Origin of the sequence: Candidatus Nanosynbacter sp. TM7-008, from assembly GCF_022828245.2 — a bacterium.
GTDB lineage: Bacteria > Patescibacteriota > Saccharimonadia > Saccharimonadales > Saccharimonadaceae > Nanosynbacter.
Genome location: NZ_CP157587.1, coordinates 507,070 through 526,702 on the forward strand (window position 1 = coordinate 507,070; position 19,633 = coordinate 526,702).

The following is a 19,633-nucleotide window of genomic DNA, read 5'->3' on the forward strand; positions in this document are numbered from 1 at the left end:
TTTTCTAAACCACAATATTCACCAGCTTACCCAGAACATAAACCATCTTTTTAGGTGGTTTATTGTTTGTGAATTTCTGGACATTTTCATCAGCTAGGGCTGCCGCTTCAACATCCTGCTTGTCCATATCACTCGGCAGTTCAAGTTTCGCACGAAGCTTGCCGTTCACTTGAACTATAATAGTCATCGTATCGCTCTTTAGATATTTTTCGTCCCACTTCGGCCAGTGACCAACGTGAACCGTATCGTCATGACCCATTTCACGCCACAATTCCTCTGTGATATGCGGAGCAAAAGGCGCCAAAATCTGAATCAGGCTTTCTAATGCAAATCGCCATTCATCTGACATGTCAATTCCGTGCGACTCTTTTATCTTATACAGACCATTGACCATTTCCATCATCGAAGCCACAGCCGTGTTAAACTTCTCATCTTCAATGTCACGAGTAACTTTTTTAATTGTCGAGTGAGTTAGTCGCAATAATTCTTGGGTTGTTTTTTCATCCATCTCAGGAGAATTGCTTGGGTCATTATTCTTATCAACGAACTCCTGAACCAAGTTCCATGCTCGATTTAAGAACCTGTAAGTTCCCGGAACACCACGAGGATCCCATGGCGCGTCCATGTCATAAGGCGCGATGAACATTTCGTAAACTCGCAGCGCATCAGCGCCGTATCCGCTGTCCATAATCTCCATTGGATCAATGACATTACCCTTAGACTTAGACATTTTCTGACCATCCGGAGCCATAATGTAAGCATTGTACATCATTCGCTTGAAAGGTTCGGGAGTCGGAACGAGACCGAGCTTATAGAAAAATCGCATCCAGAAACGACTGTATAGCAAGTGAGCCACGGCGTGGTCGGCACCATTGTAATAATCAACCGGCATCCAATGGTTAATTCTCTCAGGATTCCATGCTTCATTATCATTGTGCGGATCAAGATATCGCAAGAAATACCAACTAGAGCAAGCATAGCCATCCAAAGTGTCAGTCTCGCGTCGACCTTCTACCCAATTGTCCCCGTCAGGCTTGTTTTCCGTAATCGGCACAGTTTTTCCAGTTTCAACATCCACCCAGACTCGTACCCAATCATCAACTTGAGCCAAAACAGAAGTATTCCCGCCCGTTGGTTTAAAGTTCTCCACCTCTGGCAAAATCACCGGCAAGCACTCATCAGCTACAGCAATTGGCGCACGGCCATCAACATGAACAATTGGAATCGGAGCACCCCAATAGCGCTGACGAGAAATCAACCAATCGCGCATTTTATACGTGGTTTTGCTTCGCCCAGAATTCTGCTGCTCCAGCCACGCAACAATTTGCTCACGGGCATCCTCGCTCCTGGTCCCGTTAAACTGTCCGGAATTTATCAACTCACCTTCACCAGAATAACAACCAGCATCGGCTGAATGCTCAGGCTTATCAATGACCTGGATAATCGGCAAGTCAAACTTCTCAGCAAACGCAAAATCGCGCTCGTCGTGCGCTGGCACCGCCATGACTGCGCCGGTTCCATAGCCACCCAAAACATAATCCGCCACCCAAATCGGCAATTTTTGACCATTGACCGGATTTATGACATAACTGCCAGTAAATACGCCCGTTTTCTCTTTATTCTCTTGGCGTTCAACATCAGATTTCTGTTGCGAAGCTTGGATATACGCCTCAACCTTTTCGCGCGTGTCGGAATTGACCAACTGAGAAATCAGAGGATGCTCCGGCGCCAAAGCTACATACGTCGCGCCAAATAACGTGTCAGGACGAGTTGTGAAAACTGTAATCTTGGAATCTTGACCGCTAACCGCAAACTCAACTTCCGCGCCAACTGATCGACCAATCCAATTCTTCTGCATGGTTTTAACCATTTCCGTCCAATCAAGCGCATCGGTTGCCTCTAAAATTTCATCTGCATACGCCGTAATTCGGAAGAACCACTGCTTAAGGTTGCGCTTGGTCACAGGATTACCACAGCGCCAACATTTGCCACCTTCAACCTGTTCGTTAGCAAGCACCGTGTTATCAGTTTCACACCACCATTGTGGCTGCTCTTTTTGATACGCCAAATCGTGCTTATATAATTGCGTAAAAATCCACTGAGTCCATTTGTAATATTCTGGATCAGCTGTAGAAATTTCTTTTGTCCAATCATAGCTAAACCCAAGTCGCTTCAATTGCTCCTTAAAATGGACCTTCGCCTCATCGTGCGCTACACGTGGCGTTTTTCCGACTTTAATAGCGTAATTTTCAACCGGCAAACCAAAGCTGTCCCAGCCGATTGGATGATAGACATTATAACCCTGCTGACGCTTGAATCGTGCCTTAATGTCAGCAAATTGAAAAGTACGACCGTGACCAATGTGAATTCCCGCCCCTGTAATCCCCGGAAGCATGCTCAAACTGTAATATTTCGGCCGAGTCGTGTCATTAAAATCAACCGCGTAGGTGCCGTCAGCCTCCCATTTGTTTTGCCATTTTTGTTCAATTTCTGTCGGATTATAGCGTCTCATATCTGTAATTATAGCAAATAATCCCGCTCATTACGAACGGGATTATTATTAGGCAATTAAGCTATTTACCTAGTCGAGGTTGATGACAATCCACTCGAATATCCGCTCATAAAACCTTCTACAAACTCTTTCAAGCTTTCAGCGCTCGAAGGAACCTTGATTTCTTCAGATTTATTCACATCGATGTCAAATGAAATTTCTACAGAAGCCTTCTTGCTATCACCTTTCAACTCTAAGGCTTTCAACTCATGAGATGATCTATCAACCCACACTTTCAATGAAGATTCGTCAATAGATGATGATTCACTACTCCTGTAGCCATTCGATTTTCCACACTTACTGAGCGCCTTACCGACTGATGAATTCTTAAACTCATCATTAAATTTCGACAATTTACTGTTATCACCCTGCAGTTCAAAACCACGTCCACCATTACGATCGCTAATCTTTGAGTCTTTTATGGTGAAGAAGCTATTCTTTTGATAAAGTTGAACTACTTCCTTGCGGACACTTTCGTCACTTTGAATTTTCTTCAGAGCGTTAATTCCACACTTGTATTCGCTACCGATTTCATCTGGAGAAATCTTCATCCACGTGTCGCTCATTTTATCTATCTCAGAACCCATCTTCTCCAAAGTCTGATCACGGTAAGTTTCTATTTGAGATCTTGATAGATTTCCGCCAGACGAAGACTCCATAACTATTTCAAGCAAAGTGCCATACAAATCCTTAAAGTTATTTATCTTCACGTATATCGTCCCATCATCACCAAGAACCATATCGCCGTCTAGTGGAATACTCTTTTCAACCCCTTTGATATTAAGCTTAGCGTCAATATTTGCCTTTGATTTTCCCGACTCAGTAGCAGCCTTTACGTTTAGTTCTATTTTTCCTTGGTCGCGCATATCAACAACTACCTTACCGTCGGAAGTCATCTTCTTTGCCATAATAGCATTAGACACAGCGTCTGTAACCATCTTTTCTGGATTCTGCCACCACAAGAAATAAACTAGCACAGCAGAAATAATAGCAATAAGAGCTATAACTCCCAGCACTATGCCAATTATCAATCCCGTTTTCTTCTTTTTTGGTTGCATCGGCACGCCGTTATATTGCGGCTGTAGTGCAGGTTGATTACCTTGATCCATCATTCCCCCTTGTTTTATATACCTTGAATTTAATATATCACATTAATCTTTAAATTGTGAGAAAAATTGGTTTTTCCTAGCAATCCACTCCGGCGTTTGCCTGACCAAGTATTTATCGTCCTCGGTGCTATGAAGGTTGATTTTTATAGACTCCTCTAGCCATACGCCGCCGCTTGAACCCTTAAACAGAGCAACACCTTCAGATTTCAATTTGTCGCGCACGAAAGACCCAGCCTCGATGGCATTCTTACATTCCTTCACCTGACAACCTCTTTGGCGTGCGGCCGGCGCCAAATATTGATTAGCTTTCTCACCAACCGTCACAACCCAATCCAACAAATCAGGACTACAGTGCGAACCAAGTTCAGCGTGAGCTTGCTCGAAAATTCCCTTTAAGCCATTCATATTGCCAAGTACAGCAATTCGCTGCGGAGTATCAATTCGATACAAAGACTGTAAAGCCGCCAAAGCAGTCAACGGCGTCGAACTATAACTATCATCAATCAACCAAGTATTATCCGCACCCTTCAGTAAATTCATCCTACCAGGCAGTGGGCGCAAATTTTCTATGCCCTTTTTTATATTCTCCTCAGTTTCACCAAACGCATAACCAATAGCTGCTGCCACGATCGCTGGACGAATATTATGCTCACCAATTAGCTTAACGTTGACTTCTAGTCCATTAGGATTTTCTGGCGACATAATAAAGCCGTGATGTCCGTCTTTCAGAGAAAAATTACGATCGTCAAAATTATACTCCGCCACTGGATCACTTCCGTAAGTAGTGATATTAGGATTTGTCAAAAAGCTAGCAAAACGCCCGTCAATGTCATCACGATTTATCATCGCCATTCGCGAGAAATTCGCCAGTGAAATCATCTCATTCGCCACTTCTTCCAAGGAATATTCAACCTGCATTCGACCATTTGTCACAGAAGTTACAACCGTAATATCCGGCACAACATAAGCCTTAAACCAATCGTTATAGCCAAGTTCCTTTGGATTAAATTCCTGAACAATCACTTGGACTTCCGGTTTTTCGGCCTTAATTCTCTTCTTTACAGCGCGCATTACTTTCCACCATTTGAACAAGCCTTTTTCAGGCATTTTCACGCCCATCATCTGGAGGAAAACATCAGCTTTTGTCTTCGGCTCTTCATTGCGAAGCTGAATATCAAATTGTTGCGCCAAAACCGTACCGATAGCTATTTTCGCGCTAGCCTTTCCAGCGCTACCAGTTATCGCCACAAGCTTCACGTCTGGATGAACAGCAAAAAATTCTCGTACTAATTTTGCTAATTTTTCTTCCCTTTTTTTTGAAACAGTAACCATAGCTATATCATACCATAAGCATTATAGAAGAGCTGCTACGCGCCCACCCGGGGCATATTTGAATGTGTGTTTGTCTTTCAATTGGCAAGCATAGGAGAATGCCCCTATGCGTACCAGCTCATGTTTAATTATGCATTATCACCCAAAAAAACACAAGCTTTATGTCTCACTGCGACTATTGATCTGTATCGCTTATCATTTTCAATAGTTCTTGCTCGTCAATGATTTTCGTGCCGTATTGCTCAGCCTTTTTCAATTTGCTAGCACCAACCTTACCACCAGCCACCAAATATGTCGTGTCTTTAGAAACTGCGGTTTGAAAAACTCCACCGAGATTACGAATTTTATCCGCAGCAGCGTCGCGTCCCATAGATTTCAGAGTACCCGTGACGACAAAACTTTTTCCGCTCAAGTTACCAGACTTTTTATTAAACTGAGGAAGAACTCCCAATTCTGTGAATTTATTGAGCAATTTTACATTATCCTCATCAGCAAACCACGCCACCACAGATTCGGCAACAATTTCACCCACGCCATCAACTTGTCGCAAATCATCAATCGTCGCTTTCGCCAAATTTTCCATACTTTCAAAATGATTCGTCAAATCAATCGCCGTTTGCGCGCCAATATGACGGATTCCCAGACCGTACAAAAATCGCTCTAATTCTGGGCTTTTTTTATCAGCAATTGCCGAGATTAACTTTTGCGCAGAAATATCAGCAAACCGATCCAACTTCAACAAATCGTCTTTAGTAAGCGTAAAAATATCCGCCAAATCGCCAACCAAACCATTGTCAATCAAAACTTCCACGTTCTTTTCACCAAGCGTATCAATGTCAAGCGCGCCCTTAGACGCGAAGTGTGCCAAAGCTCGCTTCAAAATCAGCGGACCACTAGAGCCCTTAACTCGGTAAACGGCTTCACCTTCCGGTCGCACAAATTCCAACTCCGGATATTGCCGTTTTAGCTCTGCTTTATAATCAATTGGCTCAGAATCTGCGGGTCGCAACTCCTTCAAAACATTCTCAACTTGCGGAATAATATCGCCCGCTTTAAAAATCACTACAGTGTCGCCTCGTCGAATATCCAAACGCTCAATTTCATCGGCGTTATGCAAACTGGCGTGCTGCACCGTAGTTCCCGCCACCACTACTGGATCAAACACAGCCACTGGAGTTGCCGCGCCAGTTCGCCCGATAGAAATGACTATATCCCGAACAATTGTTGTAGCTTCTTCGGCCGCGTACTTATAAGCCACCGCCCCACGCGGATTTTTACCCACCATCCCGAGATTGTCATATATCTCTCGATCGTTAATCTTAATAACCAGCCCGTCCGTATTGAACGGCAAATCATGACGCTTATCGCTCCATTCATCAACAAATTTCATCACGTCGGACAAATTATCAAAAACACTGGCTTGCTGATTGCGAGAAATCCCCAGCGCCGTCAAAGCCTCGTAAGCAAAACTATTCGTCGGAACTTCCGAACTATCATCGCGAATCACATCATATCCGCGAAAATGCAACGGGCGCGCCGCCACCAGTGCAGGATCTAATTGACGAATTGTCCCCGCAGCCAAATTGCGCGGATTGGCAAATGTAGGCAGCCCTAGAGATTTCTGCTTTTCATTAAGCTCCTCAAAATCCCGTTTCAGCATGACAATTTCGCCACGAATCTCTGTCCGACCGTGTAAAAAATTCTCAAAACCCGCCGCTTCACGCAGACGAAGCGGTACGTTTTTAATAGTCCGAACATTATTCGTTACATCTTCACCCACAAAACTGTCGCCACGTGTCACAGCTTGCGACAATACGCCGTCGACATAAATCAACGCGCACGCCAAGCCGTCCATTTTTATATCCGTAAAAAATTCATGTCGCTGACCCGGTATCAATTTATCAGTTCGCTCAATCCACGCCTCAATTTCACCCTTATCGAAAACGTCATTCAAACTAACCATTCGGCGCGCGTGCTCTACCTTTTGAAAACCGTCGAGCAACTTATTTCCAACTCGCTGCGTAGGACTATCAATAGTAATCAGTTCCGGATGATCCGATTCAATTTTCTTCAGCTCATCCATCAGACTGTCATAAACCGCATCGCTCACACTTGGCTTATCTAAGGTGTAGTATTCATAGCTATAACGATTTAACAGGTCTTTAATTTCGTCAATTCTTGGTTTTTTTGGTGTCACTTTCAACCACCTTTCTGTAGAACAAATAGACATACACAGAAACCATAATTATCGTTACGTAAAGTAAAATCAAGCCAGTTGTCGGGACAATTGGTAGCCAGTCGATACCGCTAATCCATCCCTTCAGCGCGCCGTCAAGCAGAATTACCGGAATCAAAACGACCGCCCACAAAAGTACGGACAGAACAACAGCCCACGCAAATCTCAGCAGAATCCTTAGTCTTCGACCCGTCACAATATCACCCGACAGACGCAGCGCGTGAAACGGATACATCCCCGGCAACGTTACAATGATCATCGCAAAAACCGTAGAAGTCGCCCAATAGACGGACATCGCCACTATCAGAATCGCCGCACCGCCAGCCGCCATCAGAATCGGCGTTTGATTTAACACTCCCGAAGCATTAAGCGCGCTATAAATAATCACCGCCACTGCCGCCGGCACCATTTGAATTAGGAAAACTCCGATGACAATTATCAGCGCAATTATGGGCGACCCAGAACTGTACAAACCGTCGCGCATTTTCGGTTTTTTACCAATTAAAATAGCTCGCGTTAGCCAAACAGACGACAGCCAAGTTAATAGCCCCAGAAAAATTCCCGCCGCTTGCTGAATATTTCCACCAGCCGTTCCACTGCCAGAAATATAGCTAACCGCAACGCCAGAGAACAGGCTAATTGTTGTATAAATTCCGCCGAATCCATTTGACTCAGCCTGATTCATCACATCCTTAAGTTGCTGGTATGTATCTTGCGACATGACGCTAGCTAAAGCAAACGTCAATATTGACATAACGACGATTAACGCCAAAAAAGTCTTCTTATTTCGCCACACTAGACGGCAAGCTTCGCTAGTCAGCGACCAATATCCTGGAATTTTAAGATCTCGTTGGTAATCTCGTCGCTTCGTTAACCGAAAACTACGATGAGGTCGGCGCTGCAGAAAATTACGTCGCTGCTGATTTAATTTACTAAAGTCACGCTTAATACCAGACCATACGCCTTTTTTATGATCAGCATTTGACCTCTTAGGATTTTTGACTACTCGTTTTTTGGAGGTTTTCGTTGCCATAATTACATCTTTGTTGCGTTATTTCTCAACCTTGCAATTCTGTCTTCTAGCGGTGGATGAGTACTAAATAGTTTTGAGAAAAATCCGGGTTTCAAAGGATTATTCATGAACAAATTGGCGGTGGAAGAACTTTGTTTTTGCATTGGTCTGCCGTATTGACGTAACTTTTCCAGCGCGCTTGCTAATCCTTCAGTGTCTCGTGTCAATAGCACTCCCGAAGCATCCGCCAGATATTCACGCTGTCTACTGACTGCCAGCTGGGTTATCGTTGCCAAAAGCGGCGCCAATATACCCACAATCAACCCGAAAGCGTAGATGATAGGATTAACGTCTCTGTCACGGTCATCGCTATAAAACATCATTCTAAGTGCCAAATCTGCAAATAGGCCAATCGCACTAACCAGGCCAAAAGCGATCATACTCACGCGGATGTCGTAATTTCGCACGTGACTCATTTCATGCGCCATAACCGCCTCCAGCTCTCGCTTGTCCATAACATCCAAAAGCCCAGTGGTCGCACCAACAATGGCATGATTTGGGTCGCGACCAGTCGCAAAAGCATTTGGGGCTGGATCGTCGATAATATAGACTTTCGGCATCGGCATACCAGAGGCGATAGACAAATTTTCCACCACTCGCCAAAGCTCAGGAGCGTCATTTTTACTAATTTCCTGAGCGCCAGTCATCATCATAGCCAACTTACCAGCTATAAAATACTGCAACCAAGCATACAATATCGCACATATAAAAATGATAAGTGCCAGTGAATAGCTATCAGTCGCCGCTCCAATAAACAAACCGATGACTCCAATAATTATCACAAACACAGACATAATTAATATTGTGTTGCGTTTGTTTTGAGAAACTGCATTGTACATATGTTAATTATACCAAAAATCGCCCGCTAAAAATAGACGAGCGATTTTCATTTCAGAGTTCAATTAGAACTTTACTTCAACCGGATTTTCGACACTTGCGCGATCCTTAACGTCGAAGAATTCCTTAGCTTGGAAGCCAAACATTCCCGCGATGATGTTTGTTGGGAAAGTCTGGATCTTCGTGTTCAGGTCGCGAACGCCACCGTTGTAGAATCGGCGAGCTGCTTGGATTTTATCCTCAGTGTCAACCAATTCCTGCTGCAATTGCAAGAAGTTCTGGTTTGCTTTCAATTCTGGGTAAGCCTCAGATACGGCGAACAAGCTCTTCAAAGCGCCTTCCAAAGCATTTTCAGCCTTGGCGGTTTCAGCCACGCTGCCGGCATTCATAATTGCCGAACGAGCTTCTGCAACCTTCTCAAACACTTCTTTTTCGTGTGTAGCATAGCCTTTTACTGAGTTTACCAAATTTGGAATTAGATCAGTTCGGCGCTTTAACTGGACAGTAATATCACTCCACGCTTCTTCTACGCGGTTACGCAATACAACCAAACCGTTGTATGCACCAATTACAACTCCTACGAGCACTAATAAAACTACTACTGTAACAATAAGTACAATTACCAATGGACTCATTTCTTACCTTGTCCCTTTCCTATTCAATATTACTTTCTTTACAACTTTGGTGCGCAAGGCGGGAATCGAACCCGCACGACTTTTGGTCAAGGGATTTTAAGTCCCTCGCGTCTACCAATTCCGCCACTCGCGCTTATTTATATACAATCCAGACGCCCGCGCGCCAGACTACTTATATTATACTATATTTGCTAAGTAAATTGTACAATTTCGCAAAATAAAAAATAGCCCAATATTCGGGACTATTTATCAAAAATTGGAGGCACGTACGAGAATCGAACTCGTCTAAAAGGTTTTGCAGACCTCTGCGTAACCGCTCCGCCAACGCGCCACCGCTTTTATTATATCAGATTTTACAAAACATATCACAAACAATTCATCTAATAATTGCAATATGTTTGGTGCAACAAAAGCGACAACCTTTGAACACATCTGTAGTATAGCAGAGTGGCTATTCAATTGCTACAACTCAGACGCTATTAAGATGTCAGACATTCCCTTTTCTCAGAAGCAATTACAGTTGTCGACACAAGATTATAAATACTAGTATTTCTATAATCAAGCATATTTGAACAGGGCTCTATCTATTTTAAGTCTAAATTGAAGTTAGTACCCAGTATTGGACCAACAGTTTTTAGATACTCATTGGTCTTTTCCATATTATCACCGCCTGACCTGACATATATCTCAAAACCCTCATGCGATAGGTTCACGCCAAGCGAATGCCCCCTTAGCACTTCTAGTACATAATCCTGCGTTGAGCCCAAGGCAGTTTTCTTTACATTATTGACATACGCCGCAGCCCCTAGGCTAAGTACGGCGCTAAGGGCATCCTTTTTAAGTTCATCTCCATGTTTACTAGATTCAAATATCTCAATAAAGCACCTTAAGCCTCTCACAGACAACCAAGCTCCATCATTATTATTCGCAAGGCACGCCGCCTCGCCATAACTAAGGTGTTCATACATTAAGCTGAATAATGTGTTGGATATATCAGACGCATATGAATCAGAATCATTGGAAGGCTTATAGTAATCGATTAGTCTTTTACCAATAACATATAGCATATCAAAATATATGAGTGGATATGAAGTTTCGGCGTTATTATTGGAGTACACCCAGCCAAATGACAAGGCAGTATTTACTAATGAACCAAACTCCGTACCATGGGGGTCTTGCATTATTGTTTTACGCTCCGGAGCATGAGACTCTAAGTATCTCTCACCAAGCCTCCCCAAACTCCTAAAAATATCCTCTACGGGCGGGTACGCCTCTCTCCTGGTGGACTTGTCCATCTTTAATATCAACTCACCACACTCTCTATATGACTCCATAATCCGTTTGAACACTAGTGGATATTCTCCCATTGAGTCCTGTGCGGTATTCTCCCAATATGCTTGAATGCTAGTCGTTAGGGCGGGATCTATTTCTATAAGAGTTAGAGCAACTCTATGAGACGATTCAACCGCCTCAAATATAAAGCTCAAACCACCATTAATCGTCGCACTTTCCGACATACGCTCTAGCGCTTTGCAATAGTAAGCTATAACTTGACCGAGATACCTACAGTTGTTATCAGCCGTAAGATCGGTAATTATAGACTCAAAAGTTTTTAATGTAGCAACGAATGAGAATAGGTCTCCCTTCTTGATATGGGCGGTTAAATATGATTCTAGTGGAATTAATGGGTTTTCTAAATGTACACCCTCCGTTTGCAGCCTCTCATAGTTTGCTAATTCTTTTTCGTATTTCTTTAACTCTTCCTCTTCTGCTTTTTTCCTATCTTCATCAGACGTTTCACCCTTATCTTTATAAGTAAATACGACTAAATACTTACTCGTTGGCGGAAACGGTCTTGTAGAGCCTTTGTATGTGAAATACTTGCTGACCTGCTCCATATCAAGATTGTCTTTAAAATGCTTCAGCGCATTTTGAGGTATAAGCAATGAGCTTTGTTGATAGATAACTTTGATTGTCATTACCACAGAGGAGAAAATCAAAATTATCAATACTACAAGAAACCACATACTACCAAGCACCTCATTAAACCCTATGTCATGAGGATATGTCAACCCAACAATAGCCACAGTGCATAAGCCCGCACTCAAAATCATTGACAAGCCCGTGAAAATAACTGTACGACTTTTGAGCAGCCCCCATGCCTGTGCATGAGAAATAACTGGTTGCAACACCTGAGTAAGTGCAATAATTGTGGCTACAGATATACCAAATACGCTAACTATGGTTCCGAATATCGACGTATATACGCCAACCACCAACTCAATTGACATCACTCTCCCGGCAACTACAAGCTTTTCTTTTCATGGTCCACGGAAGGGGCGGGCGGTCCCTGCGGGTCTTCACTGAGCTTAATTGTTTCAATAGAAGCGGCTGGCTGATTTGCATCATTCTTAATCGCCTCAGTCGACGGCTGGGGCAATTGGATTGTTCGTGGCTCAACATACGATTCATCTGTGTCAGACATACATACTCACTCCCTTTATTACAATTATAATCACAAACGAAACAACCAGCAAAGTTGCGGCGACAACCTGTTGGTGATATTTAAGATTGTAGACACTATTAAAATCTTTATTAGCTTGAGCATAGCTTTTAGCCAGCCAGTTTGAAAATTCCTCCCGTCCCATATTAGGCCTCTCTGTCAACTCTAAAATTATCTTGTCTGGATTCAATGGCGTAGGCGAACTCCCTATGTGCATAGAGACCATTGAAATGATAATAGACGCAAAAGCTAAAATTATAGCCAAAATATAGGCAGCAATGCCTAGTGAGTTGTCGATTTTTGGTAGTGAGGTAATTATCTGCAGAAGAACTATCGACGCAGCAATTAAAAATCCTGCCTTAGTCTGTAAAAATGCCACCTCGGATGTTCTTTTATTCACCTTATCCTTAAAGTGGTCCGCAAGGTCCGACCAGTTCCTCTCTCTGTCAACTCTGGTATCTTTTTTCATATAAATACATTATACAATATCCCAGCCGTTAACCTAATATATCCACTATCCACGTATCGATAAAGTGTTGTATAATTATAAATGTCTAAGCTGATCACGTCTAAGCCCTAGGGGCGATTTTTCGCACAGTAAAGTCTGAAAATGAGACGCTGTGCGAAACAAATAGGCTTTACGGCTTAAATGTGGATAAAGGCTTAGACACCTGCATGGCGTCTCTTTTTGTTTTAGGCGCTAAAAAAGAAAGGTGTCAAATGAAATCAGCAGTTGCATTCGGAATATTCATATTCATAGTCGGCTACCTTATCGCTCGATCGGAAAACAAAGAAAAGGCAAAAGAATTACAGGTAATGAGTGATGAGTTAAGCAAAGCCAGAGAGGGCGTTAAGATGGCAATAAATATACAGGCTGTTAAGTGTGGTGCTAATTTTACAGATCAACAATTAGATTGGGTTTGCTCAGAGGTTGAATCTGGACATGGCAAAGAGGGATTAATTATAGTCAAGGAGAGGCTTGAGTTGGCTAGCGAAAACGAGGCAAGGAAGCTCTTAGGAATGATTGAAACTGGCTATGTCGAACACCAAGAGGAGCTGGAAATTACACGCTTGAAAAACGAAGCGGACCGTAAATGGCAAGCGGTCCTTGATAATTTTAAGATGATGAACTCCGCCCAGAGAAAAAAACACTTGGCCTATATTAAAAAGAATGCAAATGAACTAAGCGAGGAGCAGCTTCATATTCTAGAGCTTATCAGTCTTAGCGATGATAAGAATCCATCAGAAGCTGATGTGCTTATTGGCAATACAAAATTATTCACTATAAGAAAGAGGTAGTTATGAAAATTAAGAAAAACCGCAAACTATCATTACCTACTCGCCCTAAACGCTCTCTGAGTGACAATAGTAACGATTTCTCGTCTATTTTATATGAATCACCATGGGAGCGGTTCATGGACAGGATAAAGCCTATTTTTAAAGTTTTGACTGTGTTCATTATCCTAGGGGGTCTAATTTACAGCGGAACGCTATTGTTCGAAAGCAATGGATCTGATAAATACGCAGCGGAGACCGGTAGACCAGATGATAGCGGATTAAAACTTAGTGAATGTATCAATAATGTCATTAGTAGCAGTCCATCGCCAGAGACAGATGACCCTGAATTCTATCCAAAACTTATAGCCGGATATGACAAAAAGTTGGAATGCTACGATAAACATCCAGGAATTGATTTGGCTGGAAAATCTAATACCGAGAACCTGCGTAAGAGTGCAATAGACTCATCTGGTAAATATAAAGATATATACCTGGCGAGTGGTGGCGCATATAAGCACGGCTCATCAACTAATCATATAAACACCGTGACAGGATGTAGCTATAGGCTAAGTGAAAGTGAATATATAAAGTGCACTGATGATTATAACGCAAAGCATCGCACAAGTACCAGCAGCACGCTCCCTGCTGAGCCAAGCGACAAGAACCCACCCTATACAAATTCAGGACCATCATCCAATATTCCACCCACACCCAGTACCCCACCGTCAGGCAGCGGTCCATCGAGCAGTGAATATAGTCGGTCCGACTGGCAAAGAATTTGCGAGCAACAAGTCCGACAAAGCTCTGGAGGCACTGGGCTAACACAGCCCCAGAGAGACAAGGTCGTAGCTCGCTGTATGCGAGAGCATGGATATTAGATGCGATATAATCACTCAGTAAATTTCTATCCTCAGGCTCTATAATGAAGGTAGAGGTATATCATGGATGAAATTAGCTACGAAATATCCAACTCCGCCGCTACAAACCAAGCGGTAATTAATCGTGATAAGCGGGGTAGATTTGCCAATGGCAATATTCCGAGTACTGGCTTTCACACAAATCCTGAACGACGATGTGACGGCAGGTGGAATAAGAATAATTCTATACCCTATTGGTATAATAAACTTCTGGGTATGACCGACGAGGAATTTGATGAGTTCACACCTTCAACTCAGGCTCAAAACATAGCAAAAATGCGCATAGAGCGTGCAATGAGAGACGATCCGAGCTCGCTGGCGGAAACAAAAGAGATCACCGACCGCACCGAGGGCAAAGCCAAGTATGATATCAGCACCGAAGAAGAAGTCAAAACTAATCCCATTATTCGGGGATTTGTTATACCTACTATGCCTGAGGGATATATCGATAACGAGATAGCCAAAGCTAGGCTCAAATAAATAACCAAATACCCGTTGAGAATAATTATACAAGGATGTATAATTTTATTATGACGACAAAGGTACTAGACACCCTGCTTATGCCAAAATTGACACTAGAGTCAAAAACATTTTTTGGAATGTCTAGCATACTAAGGATGGAGCTAACTTATACAGATAGTGCGACAAGAAAAAAATTGAGCTCATTTCTAAATGAACCAATTTTTACATTGGCTAATCTTGACAAAAAATATCGCTCTGTCAATTATCTAGAAAAGATGAGGCTAATTGAAGACACCAGAGATCAAAAAGGCAAAGGCTGGCGCAAGTTAGGTCTTTCAGAATATATCTATGTATCCATTCTATTAGAATTGCGTAAATATGGACTAAAGTCTAACAGTCTGAAGAGCTTTAAAACTATATTCGATAAGCACTCTGCACATTCAATCTATGCCGTACTATCTGGACATGAAGTGACCATGATATTCAAACCCGATGGCTTTTGTGCCCTGCTCGATCCTACCTTTTTAGGCATATACGAAACTGAAGATCCTTATTTCTCAGAGGTAACCCCTAGGCGCAACGCTGGCGAGATTCAACTAAAGCTTTCTTACTTCGTAGCAAAAGCTCTATCGCTAATAGGAAAGCCCACGCCCACCATTCACTATTCTTTCGCAAAAAATGCTGATCTCTCTCAAGAAATGCAACGCCTTAAAGAATACGAGAAGAGGCTGCTGGGACAGATAAATCAACTTGACCCAGAAAACGATGAACGACTCCTTATTAGGCGCTTAAAAGATGGTGAATTTCTGTTAAGCCACAGCAAGGCAATGCCAAATACTGATCTACCGTTATCTAATCTAAGTGCTCTGGTCGATGAGGACTTTTGTAATCTTAATGTTGTCAAAAGAGACGGAAAGGTGGTTCGCCTAGAGAAGACTCACACCGAAAAACTTAGTACAGCCTAACCTACTCTGAGCTAGAAACGGCAGGTGTAGATTAGTCAATAATAAAATCTATGTAGTTATATCAAGAGGTACTTGGGTAATTACGCAATACGAAAGCGTAATTTTCCATGCAAGAATATGATATCTTGATAGAATTAGTAGAGATACTAAGTAGTATAGATACAAGCCTGGAGGGCATCAAGTGGAACTCTACACACATGAGGGATAGCGAAGGCAATATCATTGAGTACTAGGCCCAACGTAATACATAATGGGTAGAAAGTTACAAAGACCAAAAATTTACACATTAAAGTCAGATAAACCTCTTAGGTATGTTTTGTATGCCCGTAAGTCGTCCGAGGGCGAAGATGCTCAATCGCAATCATTACCCGATCAAATAAAATACTGTCGAGAGTATGCGTCAAGAGAAGGGCTGCTGATTGTAGGTAGACCAATCGAGGAGAGCGCCTCGGCATGGACATCAAATAACAGACCCAAGTTTAATCAAATCCTAGCCGACATCGCAAATGGCGAATACGACGGTATCCTGAGTTGGCATCCCGACCGACTTAGTCGCAACATGCTAGAAAGCGGTATGCTGATGGATATGCTAGATAGCGGAACTATTAAAGATCTGAAGTTTCCTACGGTACAGTTTACTAATAACGCCGCCGGCAAGCTGCTGCTCAATATCCTGTTTGCCATGTCAAAGAACTATACAGATAGCCAGAGTGAAAACGTGTCTCGTGGCGTAACGAGTAATTTTGAGCAAGGCAAGTCATCTGCATACAAGTGGGGATACAAAAGAGATGAGATATCTGGGTATTATATACCTGACGAAAATAACTTTGATCTAATAAAGCAAGGTTGGCACCTGCGGCTAGGTGGCAGCACTCAGCAGGAAGTGGTTGACTTCTGGAAGGATAAAGGCGTTTGTCGCATAACTAAAATAACGAGGCGCAACAAGCATATTCGAAAAATTGTAGTCTCTAAGCAGATTGCATCTAATATCTTTGCGGACCCTTTCTACTACGGACTTTTGATTCAAAACAATCAGGAGGTGGACCTAAGGAGAATTACCAATTTTGAACCAATGATTAGTGAAGAGACCTATAATGCCGTTCAGGCAATTGGTAGAGCAAAGGCTAGAGTGCCGATATATAGCAAGAAGAAAACATTCTACCCATTTCGTGGAATAGTACTGTGTGGAGTTTGTAATGGACCAATACCCATGCGTGTAGGCAAGAATAGATCAGCGAATGGAACGTATAGCCTCACCTATCGCTGTGACAACAAAGGATGTAATAGGAAGCCAAAAAGCGTAAGGGCAAAATATATCCTAAATCACTTATACGATACATTAGATTCTTTAAGGCTCACCGATAAGGAGTATACCAGGTATAGTAACATTATTGATAAATATACAGACGAAAGGATTGTTGAGATTCGGACCAAAAAGCGCAGTCTTGAAGGAAAACGTAACCATATTCAGTCCGAAATAGAAAAGAAATCAAGAGCACTGTCTGAACTTACATCAGATATACCTAAATCAGTACGATCAACTCTCATAAACGACCTGGAGCACCTCGAGTCAGCAAGGATCGACGTACAAGAGGGTATCGATAAGTTAGCCAAGAAGATAGCAGACCCTACACAAATAAAGCTATCAAAGGAAGAGTTTTTGAACTTAGTTAATTCAGTTGGCGACAAGATGAGAGCTGGGACTTCAGTAGAAAAAGACATTTTAGCGAGAAAACTTCTTTTGAACATAACCCTTGATAGCGAAAAGACCCCCTCCTACCTCCGGAGAGAGCCTTTCGCTACAATGCTTAAAAGCAGAAAAATCAATTCTGGTGCGAGCGAGAAGACTTGAACTTCCACGAGCGCAATGCTCACTAGCCCCTCAAGCTAGCGCGTCTACCAATTCCGCCACGCCCGCATAACTACTTACCATTATACCCGATTACGGGGTTTTGTAAACGGACTTTTTCTCTGTCGCCCAATATTGAACATCAACATAGCGATCGACGGGATTGACAACTTCGGTACTTGCGTCGAGAGCCTTAACGTTCCGAATATGGATATAGTCGAACTTCGGCTGATACAAGGCAATCGCTGGGGCGTCCGCTTGCCAAACAGCAGTGAACTTCGCGTAACGATCAGCGCGTTGCTTCGCTGAGATTTTAGATCGACCACTTTCCAAAGCATCGTCCGCTATCGCATTATTGTAATTGGAGAAATTCAAACCATTGTTGGTTGCCTGTGAAGAATGCCAATAGGCGTAAACATCAGGGTCGCCGCCCAAGGAGAGCTCATAAACCAACACATCAAAATTGCGCGGCTGCAAAACTGTCTGAAGGATATTTTGAGTGGCGTCGTTCGGATCGACAACTTTAATATCCGATTCTATGTTTAGTTCGTCATACCAAACTTGAGCCAAGTACCTGGCGACCTTTTCGTAATTACTATTCTTCAAAACAACCACGTTGAGCTTTAATTTATCATTTCCCTTCTGGCGAACATTATTTACACTCTTCCAGCCCTCAGCGTCGAGTAGAGATTTCGCTTTCTTGACGTCATAACTAGACGAATTTGAATTCTTTCCCAGGAATTTGTTAAGCGTTGGGCCAGATAATTCTTCCGTAGACAATGACAAAGATTGGCGTAACTTGGACGTATCAACACTGAGCGACAAAGCTTGACGAACAGCTTTTGATCGCAAGAACTGACTATTGTTATTAAACAGCGCGTAAACTCCATTATTCAAAGAATGTGCTTCTGCGGCGTACATAGATTTCACCTCGGCGGATTGATCGTTATAGATCAATTCTGGAGTTCCTGTAATTTCTCGCGTACGCAAACTTTTCGCAATATCATCCTGCGTCGGATACGCATACAACTGGAATCGCTCCAACTTAGGCGTGCCGCCATAATAATTGCTATTCGACTGCAAATATAGCACTTTTTTACTACCATCACTAGTTACATTCTGTAGCAATCTAAAGGCAAATGGACCGCTGGATATAGGCGACTTATTAAAATCATGTTCACGTAAATTCGACGGTTTAACATCTTTTAATATATGTTTAGGAATAATCGGGAATGTCAAAGCGTGGACAAACGGCGAATATGACGACGGCAAGATAAACTTCACCGAATCGTCAGACACTTTCTCGAATTTTATAGACTTCCAGCCAGATATCTCAGCTCCAACTTCTGGATTCGCCAATAACTTCAACGTAAAAATTACATCGTCCACAGTTAAATCTTGCCCGTCTGACCACTTCAAGCCCTTCTTCAACTTAACCGTATATTCAGTTTCTTTATCGTTCACGCTGACGCTATCCGCCACGTCAGCCTTTATATTGCCCGTTGAGTCATATCGATACAAACTTGAAAATAGTAATTTCGCGGCGGATTTTTCAGCATTGGTTTTTGCGAAAATCGGATTTAAGTTTTCCAAAGGACCCAGCACACCCTCAGAATACGATCCGCCAGAAGTGTATGCCATTGTCGTGAAAGAATTGCGAGAAATATGCCACTGCACCGCGCTGGCGCCAATCATCACCAATACTAAGATAATCCAGACAGAAACCCGACGTCGCACATTAGACAAACGATCCAACCTGGATGTCACGAATTTATGCGCATGACGCAAACTTCCTTTTTCAATCTTACGCAGACGCTTATTGACATCTTTACTGGAAACTTTTAGCCGCGCAAAACGATTCCATGACGAATTATCCGAGCTCAAATC

The 19,633-nt window shown here is 42.7% G+C and carries 16 protein-coding genes and 3 tRNA genes; 5 read left to right on the forward strand and 14 right to left on the reverse strand.

Annotation, left to right across the window (positions count from 1 at the left end):
* Positions 1 to 4: 4 nt before the first annotated feature.
* The 12 genes from leuS to LRM48_RS02845 form a co-directional block, all read right to left on the reverse strand.
* A complete protein-coding gene (leuS, locus tag LRM48_RS02790) occupies positions 5 to 2,512 on the reverse strand; it encodes a leucine--tRNA ligase (protein ID WP_243812291.1) in 2,508 nt (835 codons plus the stop codon).
* A gap of 65 nt (positions 2,513 to 2,577) precedes the next feature.
* The gene (locus tag LRM48_RS02795) at positions 2,578 to 3,663 is read right to left on the reverse strand and encodes a hypothetical protein (protein WP_243812290.1); all 1,086 of its coding nucleotides are present in this window, start codon (positions 3,661 to 3,663) and stop codon (positions 2,578 to 2,580) included.
* Positions 3,664 to 3,702: 39 nt separating this feature from the next.
* Positions 3,703 to 4,992, reverse strand: a complete 1,290-nt coding sequence (locus LRM48_RS02800; protein WP_243812289.1) for a Mur ligase family protein — start codon at positions 4,990 to 4,992, stop codon at positions 3,703 to 3,705.
* 175 nt (positions 4,993 to 5,167) lie between these two features.
* Positions 5,168 to 7,189 carry an NAD-dependent DNA ligase LigA gene (ligA, locus tag LRM48_RS02805; protein ID WP_243812288.1) on the reverse strand — a complete coding sequence of 674 codons (2,022 nt, stop codon included), beginning with the start codon at positions 7,187 to 7,189 and terminating at the stop codon, positions 5,168 to 5,170.
* On the reverse strand, positions 7,164 to 8,261 hold the full coding sequence (locus LRM48_RS02810; protein ID WP_243812287.1) for a hypothetical protein: 1,098 nt from the start codon (positions 8,259 to 8,261) through the stop codon (positions 7,164 to 7,166). The genes ligA and LRM48_RS02810 overlap by 26 nt, the downstream gene beginning before the upstream one ends.
* A gap of 2 nt (positions 8,262 to 8,263) precedes the next feature.
* On the reverse strand, positions 8,264 to 9,139 hold the full coding sequence (locus tag LRM48_RS02815; protein WP_243812286.1) for a M48 family metalloprotease: 876 nt from the start codon (positions 9,137 to 9,139) through the stop codon (positions 8,264 to 8,266).
* Positions 9,140 to 9,202: 63 nt separating this feature from the next.
* Positions 9,203 to 9,772: a LemA family protein gene (locus LRM48_RS02820; protein WP_243812285.1), complete on the reverse strand. Its 570-nt coding sequence runs from the start codon at positions 9,770 to 9,772 to the stop codon at positions 9,203 to 9,205.
* A gap of 47 nt (positions 9,773 to 9,819) precedes the next feature.
* Positions 9,820 to 9,905 (reverse strand) — tRNA-Leu (locus LRM48_RS02825).
* 124 nt (positions 9,906 to 10,029) lie between these two features.
* Positions 10,030 to 10,103 (reverse strand) — tRNA-Cys (locus LRM48_RS02830).
* A gap of 253 nt (positions 10,104 to 10,356) precedes the next feature.
* Positions 10,357 to 12,063 (reverse strand): hypothetical protein, encoded by a 1,707-nt coding sequence (locus LRM48_RS02835; RefSeq protein WP_243812284.1) that lies wholly within the window; start codon positions 12,061 to 12,063, stop codon positions 10,357 to 10,359.
* A gap of 14 nt (positions 12,064 to 12,077) precedes the next feature.
* Positions 12,078 to 12,257: a hypothetical protein gene (locus LRM48_RS02840; protein WP_243812283.1), complete on the reverse strand. Its 180-nt coding sequence runs from the start codon at positions 12,255 to 12,257 to the stop codon at positions 12,078 to 12,080.
* Positions 12,250 to 12,744 (reverse strand): hypothetical protein, encoded by a 495-nt coding sequence (locus LRM48_RS02845; RefSeq protein WP_243812282.1) that lies wholly within the window; start codon positions 12,742 to 12,744, stop codon positions 12,250 to 12,252. The genes LRM48_RS02840 and LRM48_RS02845 overlap by 8 nt, the downstream gene beginning before the upstream one ends.
* 251 nt (positions 12,745 to 12,995) lie before the next feature.
* Between LRM48_RS02845 and LRM48_RS02850 the strand changes: the two genes are divergently transcribed.
* The 5 genes from LRM48_RS02850 to LRM48_RS02870 all read left to right on the forward strand — a co-directional run bounded on the left by LRM48_RS02850 (position 12,996) and on the right by LRM48_RS02870 (position 17,749).
* Positions 12,996 to 13,574 (forward strand): hypothetical protein, encoded by a 579-nt coding sequence (locus tag LRM48_RS02850; protein ID WP_243812281.1) that lies wholly within the window; start codon positions 12,996 to 12,998, stop codon positions 13,572 to 13,574.
* 194 nt (positions 13,575 to 13,768) lie between these two features.
* Positions 13,769 to 14,431, forward strand: a complete 663-nt coding sequence (locus tag LRM48_RS02855; RefSeq protein WP_426303674.1) for a hypothetical protein — start codon at positions 13,769 to 13,771, stop codon at positions 14,429 to 14,431.
* Between the two features lie 63 nt (positions 14,432 to 14,494).
* A complete protein-coding gene (locus tag LRM48_RS02860; protein ID WP_243812279.1) occupies positions 14,495 to 14,950 on the forward strand; it encodes a hypothetical protein in 456 nt (151 codons plus the stop codon).
* Between the two features lie 50 nt (positions 14,951 to 15,000).
* Complete coding sequence (locus tag LRM48_RS02865) at positions 15,001 to 15,897, forward strand: hypothetical protein (RefSeq protein ID WP_243812278.1); 897 nt, start codon at positions 15,001 to 15,003, stop codon at positions 15,895 to 15,897.
* A 250-nt stretch (positions 15,898 to 16,147) separates the two neighbouring features.
* Entirely contained in the window at positions 16,148 to 17,749 is a 1,602-nt protein-coding gene (locus LRM48_RS02870) for a recombinase family protein (protein WP_243812277.1), read from the forward strand.
* On the opposite strand, the gene LRM48_RS02875 is transcribed toward LRM48_RS02870, so the two are convergent.
* Both LRM48_RS02875 and LRM48_RS02880 read right to left on the reverse strand, forming a co-directional pair.
* Positions 17,728 to 17,815: transfer RNA gene (locus LRM48_RS02875), tRNA-Leu, on the reverse strand. The genes LRM48_RS02870 and LRM48_RS02875 overlap by 22 nt on opposite strands.
* 24 nt (positions 17,816 to 17,839) lie before the next feature.
* A complete protein-coding gene (locus tag LRM48_RS02880; protein WP_243812276.1) occupies positions 17,840 to 19,630 on the reverse strand; it encodes a peptide ABC transporter substrate-binding protein in 1,791 nt (596 codons plus the stop codon).
* Between the last annotated feature and the right edge of the window lie 3 nt (positions 19,631 to 19,633).

Bases quoted from the DNA above. Each gene is read 5' to 3' on its own strand.
- LRM48_RS02865 (WP_243812278.1), top strand. From the start codon at position 15,001: ATGACGACAAAGGTACTAGACACCCTGCTTATGCCAAAATTGACACTA.
- LRM48_RS02860 (WP_243812279.1), top strand. From the start codon at position 14,495: ATGGATGAAATTAGCTACGAAATATCCAACTCCGCCGCTACAAACCAA.
- LRM48_RS02820 (WP_243812285.1), bottom strand. From the start codon at position 9,772: ATGAGTCCATTGGTAATTGTACTTATTGTTACAGTAGTAGTTTTATTA.
- LRM48_RS02845 (WP_243812282.1), bottom strand. From the start codon at position 12,744: ATGAAAAAAGATACCAGAGTTGACAGAGAGAGGAACTGGTCGGACCTT.
- LRM48_RS02815 (WP_243812286.1), bottom strand. From the start codon at position 9,139: ATGTACAATGCAGTTTCTCAAAACAAACGCAACACAATATTAATTATG.
- LRM48_RS02795 (WP_243812290.1), bottom strand. From the start codon at position 3,663: ATGATGGATCAAGGTAATCAACCTGCACTACAGCCGCAATATAACGGC.
- LRM48_RS02835 (WP_243812284.1), bottom strand. From the start codon at position 12,063: ATGTCAATTGAGTTGGTGGTTGGCGTATATACGTCGATATTCGGAACC.
- LRM48_RS02850 (WP_243812281.1), top strand. From the start codon at position 12,996: ATGAAATCAGCAGTTGCATTCGGAATATTCATATTCATAGTCGGCTAC.
- LRM48_RS02800 (WP_243812289.1), bottom strand. From the start codon at position 4,992: ATGGTTACTGTTTCAAAAAAAAGGGAAGAAAAATTAGCAAAATTAGTA.
- LRM48_RS02870 (WP_243812277.1), top strand. From the start codon at position 16,148: ATGGGTAGAAAGTTACAAAGACCAAAAATTTACACATTAAAGTCAGAT.
- leuS (WP_243812291.1), bottom strand. From the start codon at position 2,512: ATGAGACGCTATAATCCGACAGAAATTGAACAAAAATGGCAAAACAAA.
- LRM48_RS02810 (WP_243812287.1), bottom strand. From the start codon at position 8,261: ATGGCAACGAAAACCTCCAAAAAACGAGTAGTCAAAAATCCTAAGAGG.
- LRM48_RS02840 (WP_243812283.1), bottom strand. From the start codon at position 12,257: ATGTCTGACACAGATGAATCGTATGTTGAGCCACGAACAATCCAATTG.